The 17,381-nt window shown below is 70.0% G+C and carries 11 protein-coding genes and 1 pseudogene; 7 read left to right on the top strand and 5 right to left on the bottom strand.

The genetic code is table 11. The features are described 5' to 3' along the window. Positions 1 to 160: 160 nt before the first annotated feature. The gene (locus AC5P1B_RS18075) at positions 161 to 760 is read right to left on the bottom strand and encodes a hypothetical protein (protein WP_493888295.1); all 600 of its coding nucleotides are present in this window, start codon (positions 758 to 760) and stop codon (positions 161 to 163) included. 388 nt (positions 761 to 1,148) lie between these two features. Here AC5P1B_RS18075 and AC5P1B_RS18080 point away from each other — a divergent pair, with 388 nt between their 5' ends. Continuing rightward, positions 1,149 to 2,231, top strand: coding sequence for a Rieske 2Fe-2S domain-containing protein (locus tag AC5P1B_RS18080; RefSeq protein WP_493888296.1), 1,083 nt, complete (start codon positions 1,149 to 1,151; stop codon positions 2,229 to 2,231). A 375-nt stretch (positions 2,232 to 2,606) separates the two neighbouring features. Here the strand turns inward: AC5P1B_RS18080 and AC5P1B_RS18085 are convergent, their stop codons facing one another. Continuing rightward, positions 2,607 to 4,415, bottom strand: a complete 1,809-nt coding sequence (locus AC5P1B_RS18085; RefSeq protein WP_493888428.1) for a phosphoenolpyruvate carboxykinase (GTP) — start codon at positions 4,413 to 4,415, stop codon at positions 2,607 to 2,609. 298 nt (positions 4,416 to 4,713) lie between these two features. Here AC5P1B_RS18085 and trhA point away from each other — a divergent pair, with 298 nt between their 5' ends. From trhA to AC5P1B_RS18100, 3 genes and pseudogenes are all read left to right on the top strand, one after another. After that, positions 4,714 to 5,412, top strand: a complete 699-nt coding sequence (gene trhA / locus AC5P1B_RS18090) for a PAQR family membrane homeostasis protein TrhA (protein ID WP_493888297.1) — start codon at positions 4,714 to 4,716, stop codon at positions 5,410 to 5,412. Between the two features lie 504 nt (positions 5,413 to 5,916). Further along, positions 5,917 to 7,446: pseudogene (locus tag AC5P1B_RS18095) on the top strand (MFS transporter); the annotation flags it as partial. Positions 7,447 to 7,733: 287 nt separating this feature from the next. Continuing rightward, a complete protein-coding gene (locus tag AC5P1B_RS18100) occupies positions 7,734 to 8,435 on the top strand; it encodes a TetR/AcrR family transcriptional regulator (protein ID WP_493888298.1) in 702 nt (233 codons plus the stop codon). Positions 8,436 to 8,466: 31 nt separating this feature from the next. On the opposite strand, the gene AC5P1B_RS18105 is transcribed toward AC5P1B_RS18100, so the two are convergent. Beyond that, entirely contained in the window at positions 8,467 to 10,593 is a 2,127-nt protein-coding gene (locus AC5P1B_RS18105; RefSeq protein WP_493888299.1) for a thioredoxin domain-containing protein, read from the bottom strand. A gap of 221 nt (positions 10,594 to 10,814) precedes the next feature. Here AC5P1B_RS18105 and AC5P1B_RS18110 point away from each other — a divergent pair, with 221 nt between their 5' ends. Then, positions 10,815 to 14,174 carry a tetratricopeptide repeat protein gene (locus AC5P1B_RS18110; protein WP_493888300.1) on the top strand — a complete coding sequence of 1,120 codons (3,360 nt, stop codon included), beginning with the start codon at positions 10,815 to 10,817 and terminating at the stop codon, positions 14,172 to 14,174. Positions 14,175 to 14,545: 371 nt separating this feature from the next. Here the strand turns inward: AC5P1B_RS18110 and AC5P1B_RS18115 are convergent, their stop codons facing one another. Both AC5P1B_RS18115 and mca read right to left on the bottom strand, forming a co-directional pair. After that, positions 14,546 to 14,854: an RAMP4 family protein gene (locus AC5P1B_RS18115; protein WP_493888429.1), complete on the bottom strand. Its 309-nt coding sequence runs from the start codon at positions 14,852 to 14,854 to the stop codon at positions 14,546 to 14,548. 7 nt (positions 14,855 to 14,861) lie between these two features. Next, positions 14,862 to 15,734 carry a mycothiol conjugate amidase Mca gene (mca, locus tag AC5P1B_RS18120; protein ID WP_493888301.1) on the bottom strand — a complete coding sequence of 291 codons (873 nt, stop codon included), beginning with the start codon at positions 15,732 to 15,734 and terminating at the stop codon, positions 14,862 to 14,864. A gap of 106 nt (positions 15,735 to 15,840) precedes the next feature. Here mca and AC5P1B_RS18125 point away from each other — a divergent pair, with 106 nt between their 5' ends. Then, the gene (locus AC5P1B_RS18125; RefSeq protein WP_493888302.1) at positions 15,841 to 16,251 is read left to right on the top strand and encodes a DUF4307 domain-containing protein; all 411 of its coding nucleotides are present in this window, start codon (positions 15,841 to 15,843) and stop codon (positions 16,249 to 16,251) included. Between the two features lie 212 nt (positions 16,252 to 16,463). Beyond that, complete coding sequence (greA, locus tag AC5P1B_RS18130; RefSeq protein WP_493888303.1) at positions 16,464 to 16,961, top strand: transcription elongation factor GreA; 498 nt, start codon at positions 16,464 to 16,466, stop codon at positions 16,959 to 16,961. The last annotated feature ends 420 nt before the right edge of the window (positions 16,962 to 17,381 follow it).

The following is a 17,381-nucleotide window of genomic DNA, read 5'->3' on the forward strand; positions in this document are numbered from 1 at the left end:
TGGGCGACGGTACGACCGTGGCGAGCCCGGCCGCCGGTGGCGCCGTACGGCGGCCCGAGCGGGAGCGGCCGACAACCGCCGGTCACCGGGCCTGACGCGGCGGTCCGCGCCCGCTCCCGGCGGGAACGGGCGGCCAGTCCGCGCTGCTCGGGGGCGGCGCTCAGCGGATCGGGGTGACCCAGCTGTCGACGTCTGTGGAGGTGTCCTTCGTCAGGTCGGCGGTGTTGTTCATGACGAACATCTCCTCGCCCGCGCGCAGCGGCGCGGCGCGGAACGCCCGCCGGAACAGCTTCTCGCCCTGGCTGGTCAGCTTCAGGGGAGCGTTGATGACGCGGATGCGGGTCTTGGTGAACCCGATGTTCTCGCGTCGCAGGTCGAAGCGCAGGAACGTGGCCCGTTCGGCGACGGTGCGCCCGTTGATCGCGGCTCGCGCCAGGGTGCGCGGGGGTTCGTTGAGGTGGTTCTTCAGCCGGGTCAGGTCCAGCGTGGTCTTGCGGTGGCGGAAGGTGATGCCGCCGGCGAGCTTCGCGCTGTTCCTGGTGCCCTCGGTGAAGGGAAGCGTCACGCACTCGCGCCATTCGCCGGTCCGCCGCGCCCTGCCCGTCGCTTCCATGGAGATGCCGGCGTCAGCCAGCCGGTTGAACGCCTTATGCCGCAGACAGAGTTGTGCCTCGCCGTTGATCGGGGTGGTCTCTTCCCGCGCCTCGGCCGGGGTCAGGGTGCACGCCAGCGCCGCCGCGACGAGGGCAGCGCCTGTCATACCTCGCATCATGCCTGGTCCTCACACTTCGAGCCGCCCGTGGTTCGGTCGGCATACGAGGACAACGGGGGCTGCCACCTCGGGGTGACGTCGTGTCCGCGCACCTTCACCCGAGTGTCAGCACAGGTGGAACAGGACAGCTGCCGCGCCTGGCCCCAAACCCGGCAGCCAGACGGCCGCGCACCACACGGGCGGTGAGCCAATCAGGTGAACGGGCCCGCACGCCCGTCCACGGGCCACCACGTGACGCAGCCCTTCCCTAGCCCCTCATACACCCATGCGCCCCCGCTCACCCCTTTGCCCTCTTCACGCTCCGGTTCGCGCCAGGCCCAGGGTGGGGGACAGTGGAGTAACCGAGCCACAACGGCAGATTTCGCAAGAAGGGCACATGATGCAGGCATGGAGACTGCTGCGCACCGGCCACCGCCAGGCGACCGCCACACCGCCCCCGAAGGCACCCGAACCACTGCTGCCCTACCCGGACGGGTGGTTCGCACTGGCGACCAGTAGCGAGCTGAGCCCGGGCTCGGTCCTCACGCGCCAGCTGATGGGCGAGGACGTGGTGCTCTACCGCACGGAGAGCGGACGGGTATGCGCGGTCCGGCCCCACTGCCCGCACCTGGGGGCACACCTCGGCCACGGCGGGACGGTACGGGGAGAGAACATCGTCTGCCCCTTCCACCACTTCACGTACGACCCGAATGGCATCTGCGTCAAGACCGGTTACGGCACCGCCCCGCCGAAGGCACGGCTCTCGTCCCTTGAGTGCCGGGAGACCAACGGCCTCCTCCTCGTCTGGCGACACGCCCTCGGCGAGGCTCCCACCTGGGAGGTCGAGGCGCTGCCCCCGGAGGGCTACCCCCCGCCGTTCTGCTCCCAGCGCACGCTGGTCGACCACCCGCAGGACGTCGTCGAGAACATCGTCGACTTCGGGCACTTCACCCCGGTCCACGGAACAGTCGGCGAGATCCTCGCCGAGCCGCGATTCGAGGGGCCCCGCTTCGACACGACGTTCCGGCTCCACCGGGCCAATACCCAGTCGGCTTTGAACGCCTCGTTCGTGCCGACGGTGAAGGTCACGGTCCACGGGCTCGGTGTCATCCAGACCGAGGTCGAGATCGCCAAGGTCGGCTGCGTACTGCGCGTCCTGGTGTGCCCGACCCCCGTGGACCCCGTCCACGTCGTCGTACGCATGACCACAACGACGCGGCCCACCAACCCCGGCCACGGAAGAATCGCCGAAACCCTGGCCGCCCTCGCCTCCCGCCCGCTCAACTGGCTGACCTGGCACGATATGAGTAAGGACTTCCCCATCTGGTCGAACAAGACCTACCTGGAACGCCCCCGGCTGACCGCGGGAGACGGCCCGATCACCAAGTACAGACGCTGGGCCCGGCAGTTCTACAGCACCCCGGAGACCACCCCCGGAAACCGAAGAGGCAGCGAGCACACCGCCCCCACGGACGTATAAGGCCCCCATACAAGCCCGTCCGGCGATTGAGGGCATCCTTGGAACCCAGTCGGCACGGTGTTCGAGGACACCCAAAGCCTCGCGAGGGCAAGTGGAAGGTCGTCTTCTTCCAGCCCAAGGGCTTCACCTTCATGCGCCAGACCAGCCCTCCGACCTTAGGAGCCCGTCCGGCGCTTGAGGACCACTACAAGCCCGTCCGGCGATTGAGGACACGTGAAGCCCGTCCGGCGCTTGAGGACCGGGCAACCCCAGGCCGGGAACCTCACCTCAAGAAGAGCGGGCACACGAAAGGCTCGTCGCAGGCGCCCACCGACGCCTGCGACGAGCCTCAAACCCAGCCCTGGGCCCAGCCCAGAACCCGGCTTCCCCGGGCGGTCAGCCCAACCGCTCAACCAGCGCCCGGTACTCGTCCCACAGCTCCGTCGGCGTGTGGTCACCGAAGGTGTTGAGGTGCTCCGGGATCAGACCGGCTTCCTCACGCCACACGTCCTTGTCGACGGTGAGCAGGAAGTCCAGGTCCGCCTCGCCGAGCGCGAGCCCCTTCGTGTCGAGCGCTCCCTTGGCCGGGAGCACGCCGATGGGGGTCTCGACGCCCTCGGCCTTGCCCTCCAGACGCTCGACGATCCACTTCAGGACGCGGCTGTTCTCACCGAAGCCCGGCCACACGAACTTGCCCGCCTCGTTCTTGCGGAACCAGTTCACGTAGTAGATCTTCGGCAGCTTCGCCTGGTCGGCGTTCTTGCCGACCTTGATCCAGTGGCCCATGTAGTCGCCCATGTTGTAGCCGCAGAACGGCAGCATGGCGAACGGGTCGCGGCGCAGCTCACCGACCTTGCCCTCGGCGGCAGCGGTCTTCTCCGACGCCACGTTCGCGCCGAGGAAGACACCGTGCTGCCAGTTGAAGGACTCGGTCACCAGCGGGACGGCGCTGGCCCGGCGGCCACCGAAGAGGATCGCCGAGATCGGCACGCCCTTGGGGTCCTCCCACTCGGGCGCGATGATCGGGCACTGCCCGGCGGGCACGGTGAAGCGGGCGTTCGGGTGGGCGGCCGGGGTCCCGGACTCGGGCGTCCAGTCGTTGCCCTTCCAGTCCGTGAGGTGCGCGGGCGCCTTCTCGGTCATGCCCTCCCACCACACGTCACCGTCGTCGGCGAGCGCGACGTTGGTGAAGACCGAGTTGCCCCAAAGGGTCTTCATGGCGTTGGCGTTGGTGTCCTCGCCGGTGCCGGGGGCGACGCCGAAGAAACCCGCCTCCGGGTTGATCGCGTAGAGGCGGCCGTCCTCGCCGAAGCGCATCCAGGCGATGTCGTCGCCGATGGTCTCGACCGTCCAGCCGGAGATCGTCGGCTCCAGCATGGCGAGGTTGGTCTTGCCGCACGCCGACGGGAAGGCGGCGGCGACGTACTTCGACTCACCCTGCGGCGGGGTGAGCTTGAGGATCAGCATGTGCTCGGCGAGCCAGCCCTCGTCACGCGCCATGACGGAAGCGATGCGCAGCGCGTAGCACTTCTTGCCGAGCAGCGCGTTGCCGCCGTAGCCGGAGCCGTACGACCAGATCTCGCGCGCCTCGGGGAAGTGCGAGATGTACTTCGTGGAGTTGCACGGCCACGGCACGTCCCTCTCGCCCTCGGCGAGCGGGGCGCCGAGGGTGTGCACGGCCTTGACGAAGAACCCGTCATCGCCCAGCTCGTCGAGAACGCGCTGGCCCATGCGGGTCATGGTGCGCATCGAGACGGCGACATACGCCGAGTCGGTGATCTCCACGCCGATGGCGGACAGCGGCGAGCCGACCGGTCCCATGCAGAACGGGACGACGTACATGGTGCGACCGCGCATGGAGCCACGGAAGACGCCCTGCTCCCCCGTGAAGATCTCGCGCATCTCCTCGGGGTGCTTCCAGTGGTTCGTCGGGCCCGCGTCCTCCTCCTTCTCGGAGCAGATGAACGTACGGTCCTCGACACGTGCCACGTCACTGGGGTCGGAGGCCGCGTAGTAGGAGTTGGGCCGCTTGATCGGGTCGAGCTTCTTGAACGTGCCCTTCTCGACGAGTTCGCGGGCCAGCCGCTCGTACTCCGCCTCTGAGCCGTCGCACCACACGATCGCGGCGGGCTCAGTGAGGGCGGCGATCTCGTTGACCCAGGCGATAAGCCCCTGGTGGTTCGTGGGAGTGGTGTTCTGAGCCACGGGGCTGTTGGCCCCAGAGGAGTCAGCGCTGCGCGCCACGATCGCTCCGTTCCGCCGGAACCCGACTGTCCCGGCGACATATTGAGGGATTTTGACGGATACGAATACGTTCATTCGCATATCCGGTAGGGAGACAGCTACCCCTTGGGGGCTGCGACCCGGATGCTCAGCTCATCCGGTGCCGACCGCGCTCATTTGATCATCCGATCCTATGAGCATTCTGTCCAGAGGGCACTCCCGTGACCATCACCACTCGACACGACGCCGTAACTTACGGTGTCGTAGGTAGCATTGCGCTATGACTGCCGCCGCGCCCGACGCCGTCGACACCGACAACCGGGGGAAGCAAGTGGTCCCTCCGCCGCTGAAGCCGCATCTGCGCGGCTGGCTGCACGCCGGGATGTTCCCAGCCGTGCTGATCTCCGGGGTCGTCCTCACCGCCCTCGCCGACAGCACCCGCGGCCGAATCTCCTGCGGGATCTACACCCTGACGGCGTGCCTGCTCTTCGGAGTGAGCGCCATTTACCACCGGGGCACCTGGGGCCCGCGCGCCGAGGGCGTGCTGCGCCGCCTCGACCACGCCAACATCTTCCTGATCATCGCGGGCACCTACACGCCGCTGACCCTCCTCCTGGTCGACGGCAGCCGAGGGCAGGTCCTGCTCTGGGCGATCTGGGCCGCCGCGCTCGCGGGCATCGTCTTCCGCGTCTTCTGGGTCGGCGCCCCACGCTGGCTCTACACGCCCTGCTACATCGCGATGGGCTGGGCGGCCGTGTTCTTCCTCCCCGACTTCATGCGCACCGGCGGCATCGCCGTCATGGTCTGCGTCATCGTCGGCGGCCTCCTCTACAGCGCGGGCGGCGTGATCTACGGAATCAAGCGCCCCAACCCGTCACCGCGCTATTTCGGCTTCCACGAGGTCTTCCACTCCCTGACCCTGGCGGCCTTCATCGTGCACTACGTCGGCATCTCGCTGGTGGCCTACCAGCACGGATAACAAGACTCGGCCCGCATTAGCCCATCCGTGTCCCAAACCGCCCCGCCCCGCCCTCTCACAGACACCGAGCGGCGGGGCGCTGCGATCGCGCCATCCTGACGCCCGCGCTCGCCGCCGCGATGACGCCTGAGTTCCCGCCGCACTGGTGACGATGTCCGCGCCGCCCTGGCGACTGTGTCCGCTCCAGCCACCTGACCGTGGCGGCCGCCTGGACCATCCCCCGGCCATACCGGCCGCGACGCCAAGCACTCCCGGCACCCCTGCCGCGCACCGGTCATTTCCGCCGCCCCGGAGACCTCCGCCAGACCGGAGACCTCGCCGCTTCGGCGGCTTCCGCCACTCCGGGCGCTTGCAGGAAGCAGCCACCAATGGCACCCGAAGCCCCCTCCCCGCCCCCCTTCCCTCCCCTCGGAGCCCCAGAACAGGAGCATGCCACCACCACAGATTGACAGAGCCAATCTTTTGGGAGTTACTTTCATTTGAAGCTAACTCCCGGAGGTTTACGTGACCGACCGACCCGACCCCCGCCGCTGGTGGGCTCTGGGCGCCCTGGTCGCCTGCATGCTCGTCCTCGGCTTCGACATGACGATCCTCAACGTGGCGCTGCCGGCCATGGCTTCGCAGCTCGGCGCCGACACCGGCGAACAGCAGTGGATAGCCGACGCGTACATCGTGGTGTTCGCTGCCGCGATGCTCCCGGCCGGACTACTCGGCGACCGGTTCGGCCGCCGCAAGATGCTCATCACCGGCCTGGGCGTCTTTCTGGTCGGCTCATTGCTCGGCACCCTCGCCGACACCCCGGAACTGGTCATCGCCGCCCGTACGGTGATGGGGCTCGGCGCGGCGCTGATCATGCCGCTGGCGATATCCGTCGTGCCCTCGCTCTTCGGCTCCGATGAGCGCGCCAAAGCCGTCGGAGCCATCTCCGCCGCCTCGGCGCTCGGCATGCCGCTCGGCCCGATCATCGGCGGGTGGCTGCTCGACCACTACTGGTGGGGCTCGGTCTTCTTCGTCAATGTGCCGCTTGCCGCGATCGGGATCATCTCGTGCGCCCTGCTGCTCCCCGAGACCCGCGACCCCGCCGCGCCAGTCGTGGACGCCCTCAGCACCGGGCTCACCGCCATCGGTCTTGGCGGGCTCGTCTTCGGCATCATCGAAGGGCCCGAACGCGGCTGGAGCGACCCACTCGTCCTGCTGTCGCTGTTCGGGTCGGTCGCCATGATCGCTGGACTCGTCGCGCGCGAGGGGCGGATGACCCGACCCATGCTCGACCTCGGACTTCTGCGTGACCGCGGGTTCCTGTGGAACGCGGTCACCGCCACGCTGGTGACCCTCGTCCTGTCCGGCCTGCTGTTCATCCTCCCCCAGTACCTGCAGGCCGTACTCGGCCACGACGCGCTCGGCACCGGGGTACGCCTGCTCCCGATGATGGCCGGGCTGATCTTCTCCGCGCGGGGCAGCGCCCCGCTCGTCCAGCGGTTCGGTCCTCGGCCGGTCGTCACTGCCGGGATGACGGTGCTCGCCCTCGCCGCCTTCCTCGGCAGCACCACCGATGTCCACGACGGCTACGGCCACACCGCCTTGTGGCTGGGCATCGTCGGCTTCGGTTTCGGCTTCGCCATCGTGCCCGCCATGGACGCGGCCCTGGGCGCCCTTCCCCGTGAACGCGCGGGCAGCGGCTCCGGGCTCCTCATGACGCTGCGCCAGTTCGGCGGCGCGATCGGGGTGGCGCTGCTCGGCAGCCTGCTCGCCGACGCTTACGGAGAACGCCTGGACACCGACGGCCTGCCCGACCAGGCCGCCGACGCCGCCGGGGACTCCGTCGTCGCCGCCCACATGGTCGCCGACAAGCTCAGCGACCCACAGCTGGCTGAGTCGGCGAACGCCGCGTATGTCCACGGCATGGACCTCACCCTCCTGACCTGCGGCTGCATGGCCCTGGCCACCGCCGTACTGGTCGCTTTCTTCCTGCCGAACCCGCGCGGCGACCGCTCGCACCCGACCCCGTCCCGGACCCCGGACCCGCCTACGGACCCGTCCTCATCATTGCCCCCGTCCCCGAACTCGTCCCCGAACCCGACCGCGCAGACGAGCGTGGCCACGGGAGCGACGACCCTCGAGGGCCTGGCCGGGGCGAACGGTGGCGCGCCGACCACCGGAGCCGCACCGGCCGCACGGGCGAACGAGCCGTCCCCGGCACAGGCCGAACCGTCGGGAGCCGAGGGCCCACGGGACCGAGGCGGGGCCGAACCGCCCGGGAGCAGTGGTGACGCGCGCGGCATCGTGGCCAGCTCCCAGGACGATGGCCGACAATAAGGGTCATGGCTTCAGCACGTACCTCATCCGCCGCGGAGCGCGAGACCGTCCCCACACTGGGAGCCGGGCCCGCCCCCAAGCTCGGGCTCCGCGAGCGGAAGAAGATCCAGACCCGGCAGGCCATCCGCCACGCCGCCTACCGGCTCTTTGCTGAGCAGGGGTACGACGCGACCCCCATCGACCAGATCGCCGACGCCGCCGACGTCTCGCCCAGCACTGTCTTCCGTTACTTCCCCACCAAGGAAGACATCGTCCTGACCGACGAGTACGACCCGCTGATCGAAGAAGCGCTACGGCGACGCCCCATCGACGAACCACCGGTGGAGTCCATCCGCCAGGTTCTCGTCGGCGCGCTGCACGAACTCATGGCGACCGAGGGAGACGACCTCGCCCTGCGGACCCGGCTCATTCGGGACGTCCCGGCGATCCGCGGCCGGATGGCGGAGTCACAGGCGGAGTCCAGCCGGATCATCCGCAGCGTCCTGTCCGAGCGCTCCGGCAAGCCCACCGACGATCTCGAACTCCGCGTGATCACCGTGGCCGTCCTCTCCTCGCTTCAGGAGACCGTCATGTACTGGGTGGACCAGGGCCAGACCGGCAACCTCGAAGAACTCCTCGACCGCACCCTGGACGTCCTCGTGCGCGGACTGACGGTGCCACGCGTCCAGCCGACGGCTCCTGCACGAGGCACCACGCCCCGCTCCTGACGCACCTCGCCCCCCGAGCTTTGTCCTCCCCTCATTCCCCGGGCTCTGGGTGATCTTCGTGCGAGTCGTGGTGTCCGCTTCCCAGGGAGGCCGCGAGCGCCTGCGGGTCGGCCGTCGGCACGTCGCAGGTGAAGTTCCGGCAGACATACGCCACCGGTTGGCCGTCCAGCAGCGGCCGGTCCACCAGCAGGGGCACCTCGTCCCCGCCGGGTTCGCCGACCGCGACGACCGCGCCGGGTGAGGTTCCCAGCAAGGCGGCACGGTGCAGGGCCCGCGTCGCCGGGTCGTCGTACGGGCCGACGATGGCCACCTCGCGTGGCCCGTCGAGCATCGCCTCTCCGGTGGCCAGCCCCCAGCCGATGAACCGGGGAGCGCGAGCCGCCAGCGCCGTGACGACCCCCAGCGCGCGCTCGGCCGCTTCGCGGTGCTCGCTGCTCCCTGTGACGGCCGCGTAGGAGAGGAGCGCGTTGGCGGCTGCCGTCCAGCCGGAGGGGACGGCGTTGTCGGTGGGGTCCTGGGGGCGCCGGATCAGCGACTCGGCGTCGTCGGCCGTGTCGAACAGCGTGCCTTGCGCGCCGGTGAAGTGCCGCAGCACCGTGTCGAGGAGCAGACCGGCGAACTCCACCCATACGCCCTCGCCGGTCACCGATGAGAGGGCCAGGAATCCCTCGGCGACGTCGGCGTAGTCCTCCAGGACGCCCGCGCTGGGGCCCGCCACGCCGTCGCGCGATGTGCGGGCAAGGCGGCCTTGGTAGTCCATGTGCAGACGTACCAGCAGGTCGGCGGCCTCCACCGCCGCCTCTGTCAGATCCGGCCGCTCGAAGTAGGCGCCAGTTTCGGCGAGGGCGGCGATGGCCAGGCCGTTCCACGCGGCCACGATCTTGTCGTCGCGCTCGGGGCGCGGGCGCTCCTCGCGGGCGGCGAGCAGGCGGCGCCGCACGGAGACGACCGTGTCGGCGTCCAGCGGAGGCTGCCCGTCGGGCAGTTGCAGCACGGACGCGCCTTCCTCGAAGGTGCCTTCCCGTGTCACTCCGAAGTAGCCGGCGGCGAGCGCCGCGTCCGCTTCCCCCAGTACCTCGCGGAGCTGCTCGGGTGTCCACACGTAGAAGGCGCCCTCGACGTGCTTGCCGCCCTCTCCCCCAGCGCTCTCTCCCCCAGAGCCCTCCGCCTGCGGGTCCTTCCGCCCGTCGGGGACGGCGCTGTCCGCGTCGAGGGCGGACGCGAAGCCGCCCTGCTCGGTGCGCAGCTCGCGGACGAGGAAGTCCGCCGTCTCCAGGGCGACGCGGCGGGCGAGGCCGGACCCGGTGGCCCGCCACAGGTGGGCGTAGACGCGGCAGAGCAGCGCGTTGTCGTACAGCATTTTCTCGAAATGCGGCACGGTCCAGCTGGCGTCGACGGAGTACCGGGCGAAGCCACCGCCCAGCTGGTCGTAGATGCCGCCACGGGCCATGGCTTCGCAGGTGGCCCGCACCATCTGCAACGCGGCCTCGGAGCCTGTGCGGGCGTGGTGCCGCAGCAGGAACTCCAGCGCCATGGACGGCGGGAACTTGGGGGCGCCGCCGAATCCCCCGTGCACCGAGTCGAATTCGCGCGTCAGGCCCATGAGCGCGGCGTGCAGCTCGGCCTCGGCGGGCGGCCGGGGCGCGTCGTAGGCGAGGGAGCGCCCGGCGAGCTCGCGCACGATCCGCCCGGCGACCTCTCCGACCTCCTCGCGGCGGTCCGTCCAGGCGCTCCTGACACCCTCAAGCACCTGCTGGAAGCTCGGCATACCGTGCCGGGGCTGGGGCGGGAAGTAGGTGCCGAAGTAGAACGGCTCGGCCTCGGGTGTGAGGAAGACCGTCATCGGCCAGCCGCCGTGGCCGGTGGCGGCCTGCACCGCTTCCATGTATACGGCGTCGACGTCGGGCCGCTCCTCGCGGTCCACCTTCACCGATACGAAATGCGCGTTGAGGAATTCGGCGAGCTTGTCGTCCGCGAAGGACTCATGAGCCATCACATGGCACCAGTGACAGCTTGAATATCCGACGCTCAGCAGGACGGGCACCTCACGACGGCGCGCTTCTTCGAACGCGGCGTCGGACCACGGCCACCAATCGACCGGGTTGTCGGCGTGCTGAAGGAGGTACGGGGACGTCTCGTTCGCCAGGCGGTTCGGCATAGGGCCCATACTCCCTCACCCTGGCCGATCCGGAAGTTATCCACAGGCCGAGCCGTCTGGAGTTATCCACAGGTCTAACGGATATGCCGAAGACGGGGAAGACTTAGAACGCTCATCGGAACGCGGCCGAGGCACGAGACGGACGGGACACGGACACAACGCGGGATACAGCACTGAACACCACGTGACGCAGGGAGCGGTCTCTGCTGAAGGGGGAACACATGCCGGGCTCACTGGCCGTGCTGCGCGACAGCCACCGTACGGAAGCGGAGCGGCTGTTGGCGCGCGCTGTCGAGGAAGAGGTGCGGCGCTCGGGAGGGCGGACGGACGGCTCGGTGCTGCTCAGCCGGGCGCGGGCCGCGCTGGACGACATCGCGGCGACAGCGGCCGAGGAGTACGGCGCTTACGCCCGTGCCCTGGACGAGGCGGACGCCGGTCAGATCCCGCTGTCCCGTCGGCTCTCCCGGCAGCGATTGGGCACTCCAGCGCTGGTCACCGTGGTGGCAGCGGCCACAGCCTTCGGTATGGACCTCGGATACGGCACATCGGCGGGGACAGCGCTCGGTGTCGGCGTGTCCGTCGCTGTGGCAGGGTCAGCGGCCACCGTCGCCAAGCTCACCGCCGGCCACTGGCCCGCTTCGCACCGGCGGGCCGGGACGCGCAACCAGCCAGGAGGCCCCGAGCAGTTGAGACTCCAGTGGCTGACGACGCTTGAGGTGCGCGGCATCCGGCCGTTCCTCGACCAGCACCGGATGACTACCGCCGCGTCCCGAGGCGGCAGCCGGGTCGGGGACCGGGTCAGCGGTCAGCGCCGCCCCGACCCTGGTTCGCGCGCGCCCCAGCTGCGCGGCGCGGACCGCAGCGCGGCCGCCCGTCGCCGCAGCGTCCTGGAGCAGTCCTTCCACCACCTGCCCGAGGCTGACGGCCCGTTCACGGGGCGGCGGGCCCAGCTCACCCAGATCGCGCAATGGGTGCACCAGGCGCGGGCGAGCACAGAGACCAAGCCCACAGTCGTGCTGCTCCACGGTCCGCCCGGCGCGGGCCGGACCACCCTCGCTGTGCGCGCGGCGCATCAGCTGCGGGACCAGTTCCGTGGGGCGTGCGTGGTGGACCTGCGGGGAGACAGCCCGCGCCCTGTCATGCCCGACGCCGGAGGCGAGTCCCCGCTGCCGACGCGCGACGCCCTGCTGCATTTGCTCAACCGGCTCGGCGCGCCCCGTGACCAGCTGCTCTTCCGCGAGCGGAGCACACAGGAGCAGCACCTCAAGCGGCTCATCGAGCTGTATCACAAGCACCTCACCGCGGTGCCGGTCACCATCGTTCTCGATGACGCGTCCGACGCGGAGCAGGTCCGCACCCTCATCCCCGAGCGGTCCGACAGCCTCGTTCTGGTGACCTCACGCGCCCCGCTCGCTCTGCCGCCCGACGTGGCGGCCTGGGTGCATGAGCTTCCGGTGGGCCCGCTGGACACTTCGGGGGCTGAGGAACTGCTGCGGGCCGCCGCCGAGCAGGCCCCCGAGGCGGAGCCGGGCAAGGGACCTGGCCCATATGACGCGCTGTCCATGGAGCGGCTCGGGGAGCTGTGCGGCGGACTGCCGCTCGCGCTGCGCGTCACGGGGTCCGCGCTGGGCTCGCGCACACCCGACGCACTCGTCGCCGACCTGGAGGCGTACGGCCCGGTGGACCCCGTGGAGCGCGTGCTGCGGCTGCGCTACACCGACTTGCCGGAGGGCGCCCGACTACTGCTGCGGCGGCTGGCCCTGGCCGGGCGGGCAAGCCTGGGCGCCGCCGCTGCCGCCGCGCTGCTGGCGACGGACGAGCGGGCAGCCGGGCGTCAGCTGGACGCCCTCGCCCGCGCCGGTCTCCTCCAGTACGTGCGCGGCAACCGCTACCGCCTGCATGACCAGGTGCGTGCCTTCGCCCACGCGCGCCTGCTCGACGAGGAGGAACCCGCCGAGCGCAGCGCCGCCCAGGAACGGCTGATCCGCAGCTACGCGGAGCTGGCGGACTCCGTGATCCGTCTCGTGGACGGCAACACCTCCACCCGTGCCGACCACGCCTTCACCTCGGGAGCGGCGGCGGGCCATGGCTTCAGCTCGCTGGATGCCGCGCTGCGCTGGCTGGACGACGAGTCCAGCTTCATCACGGCGGCGCTGCGCCACGCCGACGAGGGCGTGGACCAGGCAGCGGTCCTGCATCTGCTGGGCGCGCTGTGCGACTACTGCCTGCTGCGCGGTGATCTGTACCGGCTGGGTGAGCTGAGCGAGCTGACGAAGGCAGCCAACCAGGGGCTGCTCGTGCGGTCGGTGCAGTGGCGTACGGGTGTCGCCGCCCGCCAGCTCGGTGAGCTGGACAAGGCGCGCACGACCCTGTCCTCGGTGGTCAATCTCTATTTCGAGGCGCAGCATCCGGCGGGCGCCGCTCGCGCGCTGCGCGACCTGGGGATCACGCTGCAGCAGCAGGGCAATCTGCCGGACGCGGCGGCCAAGCTGCATGAGGCGCTGGCGCTGCAGACTGGCTCCGAGTTCCGGGCGGACCGCGCCTGGACGCTGCACGCGCTCGCGGCGGTCGAGCGCGACCGGGCCCGCATCGCGAAGGCCCTTGAGCTGCTGCACGAGTCCCTGGAACTGCACCGCGAGGGCGAGAGCGTGCACGGCCAGGCGTGGGCGCACTTCCAGCTGGGCCAGGTGTGCCTGCGGATGGGCGATGTCGAGGGAGCCGAGCGGGAGCTGCGGGAAGCCCTCGGGGCGTACGGGCGCACCCGCGACAACCGAGGGGAGGCCTGGGCGCTCACCCAGCTGGCCCGCGCCCGGCTGGTCGACCGCGATCCGGCATCGGCCGTCGGCCAGCTGCGCCAGGCGCTGTCCCGGCACCGGGAGAACGAGGACGCGCGAGGCGAGGCCTGGACCCTGTACTACCTGGGGCAGGCTCTGGAAGAGCGCGGCGATCAGGACGCGGCGCTACGGGACCTGGAGCGCGCGCGGAGCATGTTCAGCCGGATGCGGGACGTGTACGGGCTGGCGTGCGCACGGCATCATTCGGCGCGGGTGACGCGCGACCTGCGGGCCACGCAGACCGGCTCCTTGCGCAACAGCGGCTTCGCCCGACAGCTGCTGCAAGACGCCCGGCAGGACTTCCGCCGCGTCGAGGTGCCGCATGGGGAGGCGTGGTCGTGCCTTGAGCTGGCAGTGATAGACGGCGGGAACGGACGCGCCCAGCAGGCCCTGGAGCTGGCCGACGAGGCGGCGCAGCTGTTCGCGGGCTTCGGCGACCGGCGGGGCGACAGCTGGGCACGGTTCCTGCGCTGCACCCTGCTCCCGTTCGCCTCGGCGGGCGGTTCGGTGATCGGCGTGGCGGTCGCGCAGGAGGAGCTGGCGCGACTTCTGACGGAGCTCCGCGAAGCGGACTGGGCCAGCGACCCGTCACTGGAGGGCTACGCGGAGGCGTTCGCGCTGGTGCTCCAGCGTGGCGTGGAACCGGAGACCGGCTGGCAGGCGTGGCGGCTTGGTATGGTGCCGAGCCGCCACGCCCGCGAGGTCATGTCGGTGCTGCCCCGCCGAATACAGCCGGACAAGCCGTAGCCCCGGACGGCGGCCTCTCGCCCCACCGTCCGGGCCCAAGTCGGAGCCCCCGGCACCCCGCCGCCCACACTCCGCGGGCGGTCAAGGCAGGCACCAGCGCGCGGGGCAGCGCCGAGTCGGCTCTCTCACCCGGAGTCAGATCAGGCCGGGGCCGGCCCCCGCGCCCACCGGGCGGGTGCCGGCACCCGCCCTGCTTCGGCCAGGGCGGACCGGGCTGGACCACGCCAGGCCAGGTCGGCCCGGACCACGCGAGGGGAAGAAGACAAGCTCGGCCCGGACCACGCCAGGCCAAACCGGGCCAGGGCGGGCCGGCCCGGTACCCACCAAACCCGGCCGGGCTGGTTACCCGCTCGGCGCGCGGCTCAGGACGCTCAGGACTTGCGTTCGCCCTTGGTGCCACCCGCGGCGGCCGGGGCCTGGTCCTCCGACGCGTCGGCAGCATTGCGGCCGGCCTTCGCGTCGGTCCCGGCGGCGGCATCGCCGTCGGCCGGGCCCTCGTCGAAGTCGACCATCTTCATGTGCTTGGTCATCGACTTCATCAGCAGCCACACGGCAGCGCCGATGACCGCGAACACGATGAAGCCGAGAACGCCAGGAGTGACCTTGTTGTCGTCCACTTCCTTGGCGAGCTCGAACACCGGAGACGCGTGAGTCATGGCGAGGGTGCTAGTCGCGGTCATCATGGGCTCAATTGTGGCGGATGCCCGCGAAGAGGTCGTCCTCGGGGAGGGAGGTGCCCACGCGCGACTTCGCCAGCTCGTACTCCTCGGTCGGCCAGACCTCCCGCTGGATGTCCATCGGGACCCGGAACCAGCCGCCGTCGGGGTCGATCTGCGTCCGGTGCGCGATCAGCGCCTTGTCCCTGATCTCGAAGAACTCGGCACACGGCACATACGTCGTCAGCTCACGCTCGCGCTTCTGGAACTGCTTCCAGCGCTCCAGCCACTCCCCGTACGGAGAGTCAAGGCCGCGCTCAAGCAGTGCCTCGTGCAGCGCGACCGTGCGCGGCCGGTTGAAGCCCTGGTTGTAGTAGAGCTTCAGCGGCTGCCACGGCTCGCCCGCCTCCGGGTACTTCGACGGGTCCCCCGCAGCGTCGAACGCCACCATGCTGATCTTGTGGGTCATGATGTGGTCGGGGTGCGGGTAGCCACCGTTCTCGTCGTACGTGGTGATCACTTGCGGCTTGAACGAACGGATCAGCTTCACCAGCGCCCCGGCGGCCTCATCGACGTCCTGCAACGCGAAGCAGCCCTCAGGCAACGGCGGCAGCGGGTCGCCCTCGGGCAGCCCGGAGTCGACGAAGCCAAGCCATTCCTGCTTGACGCCCAGAATCTCGCGCGCCTCGTCCATCTCCTTGGCGCGCACCTCGTGGATGTTCGCCTCGATGTAAGGGTCACCCTGGAGCTTGGGATTGAGGATGGAGCCTCGTTCACCACCCGTGCAGGTGGCGACCAGCACGTCCACCCCCTCGGACACGTACTTGGCCATGGTGGCCGCACCCTTGCTCGACTCATCGTCGGGGTGGGCATGCACGGCCATCAGTCGCAGCTGCTCAGTCAAGACTCGATCCTCAGTCCTTGGTCAAAGTCAACGCCTCCTATAGTGACCGAAGCTGGGCTGGAATAATTCCGATATCCAGCCAGCGATCCGACCAGGAGGAGTGATCATGGCTACGGTGCGCGACGCGCGGCCAGACGGACGCTACGGGCGCTCCGCTGACGAGCGTGCGGACCGGAAGCTGAAGATCATCGGTGCGGTGCTCGGGGCAGCACTACTCGGTGTTATCGCCTGGATCGGTTACGGCTACGTCACCGACCAGGACGTCAACGGCCGGGTGGTCGCCTTCAAGGTCATCTCGCCCGACGCCGTCGAGGTGCACCTGGAGGTACACAAGGGCGAGGGCATGACGGCGGTGTGCACCGTGCGGTCGCAGTCCGAGGACGGTGCCGAGGTCGGCCGCAAGGACTTCACCTTCGACCAGCGGAAGAAGCAGATCGACGAGGTCGTGACGCTCCGCACGACGAACCTCGCGACCAACGCGGAACTGGTGGAGTGCAAAGAGGCGTCCGGCAACTGAGCCGAGCCCCGGCCCACCGGCTCCTGACACGCCCGGGCGGGCCCACGTGACCGCGTAGACACCCCTCATTGACGCGAATCCTACGCATAAGCGCCCTTCACTCCTCCCCGTTTCCGGACGGAATTGTTAGGCTCGTGGTTTCGCCCACCTTTGAAGGCGCACCCTTCTGAGGAGGGCGTTCATTTGCCCCCCAGCACCGACGAGGAGCACCTGTGACCCAGACCAGCGACAACGTCACCTGGCTGACCCAGGAGGCGTACAACCAGCTCAAGGCCGAGCTGGAGTACCTGTCGGGTCCCGCACGTGTCGAGATCGCGAAGAAGATCGAGGCTGCCCGCGAAGAGGGTGACCTGCGGGAGAACGGCGGGTACCACGCCGCCAAGGAAGAGCAGGGCAAGCAGGAGCTCCGTGTGCGCCAGCTGACCCAGCTGCTTCAGAAGGCGAAGGTCGGCGAGGCCCCTGCGGACGACGGTGTCGTCGAGCCCGGCATGGTCGTGACCATCGCTTTCGACGACGACCCCAACGACACGCTCACCTTCCTGATGGCCTCCCGCGAGTACGCGAGCGCGGACGTCGAGACGTATTCGCCGCAGTCTCCCCTTGGCAAGGGTGTGACCGGCAAGAAGGTGGGCGAGCAGGCGCAGTACGAGCTGCCCAACGGCCGCACGGCCTCGGTGAAGATTCTTGAGGCCAAGCCGTACAAGGCCTGAGCTCCCGCACGCGAGCCCGGCGGGGCTGAGCGCGACACCCGGCCCCGCACAGCCGCGCGCCCGGCTCGCAGCCGCGCGTTCCCGACTCCGGTAGCGCGCTCGCCGCGCCCCCGGCAGTCGGGCCTCAGGGCAGTCTGCTGCCCTGAGGCCCGAGTGAAGGCCCTCGGCTACTACGACGCGCGGCCTACGTCCGCGTAGACCGCGCCGACGGCGTAGGCGGTGCAGGCGGCGTAGACGGCTCAGAGAGCCCTTGCGTACGTCGGCCAGCCGTGTATGCGGCGGCCGCCCGGCTTCGGCGCTCCACGGCGAAACCGGGTCGTACGCACGGCAGAGAAGCCCTCACGCAGGAACGCGTAGGAACGCGGGAACACGCGGGAACACGCGGGAAACAGTGGAACCCCCGACGTCCCACGTCGGGGG

The organism is Streptomyces sp. A01 (assembly GCF_059026195.1).

Coding starts and splice junctions, on each gene's coding strand:
- AC5P1B_RS18075 (WP_493888295.1), bottom strand. CDS start 760: ATGACAGGCGCTGCCCTCGTCGCGGCGGCGCTGGCGTGCACCCTGACC.
- AC5P1B_RS18080 (WP_493888296.1), top strand. CDS start 1,149: ATGATGCAGGCATGGAGACTGCTGCGCACCGGCCACCGCCAGGCGACC.
- trhA (WP_493888297.1), top strand. CDS start 4,714: ATGACTGCCGCCGCGCCCGACGCCGTCGACACCGACAACCGGGGGAAG.
- AC5P1B_RS18100 (WP_493888298.1), top strand. CDS start 7,734: ATGGCTTCAGCACGTACCTCATCCGCCGCGGAGCGCGAGACCGTCCCC.
- AC5P1B_RS18105 (WP_493888299.1), bottom strand. CDS start 10,593: ATGCCGAACCGCCTGGCGAACGAGACGTCCCCGTACCTCCTTCAGCAC.
- AC5P1B_RS18110 (WP_493888300.1), top strand. CDS start 10,815: ATGCCGGGCTCACTGGCCGTGCTGCGCGACAGCCACCGTACGGAAGCG.
- AC5P1B_RS18115 (WP_493888429.1), bottom strand. CDS start 14,854: ATGACCGCGACTAGCACCCTCGCCATGACTCACGCGTCTCCGGTGTTC.
- AC5P1B_RS18125 (WP_493888302.1), top strand. CDS start 15,841: ATGGCTACGGTGCGCGACGCGCGGCCAGACGGACGCTACGGGCGCTCC.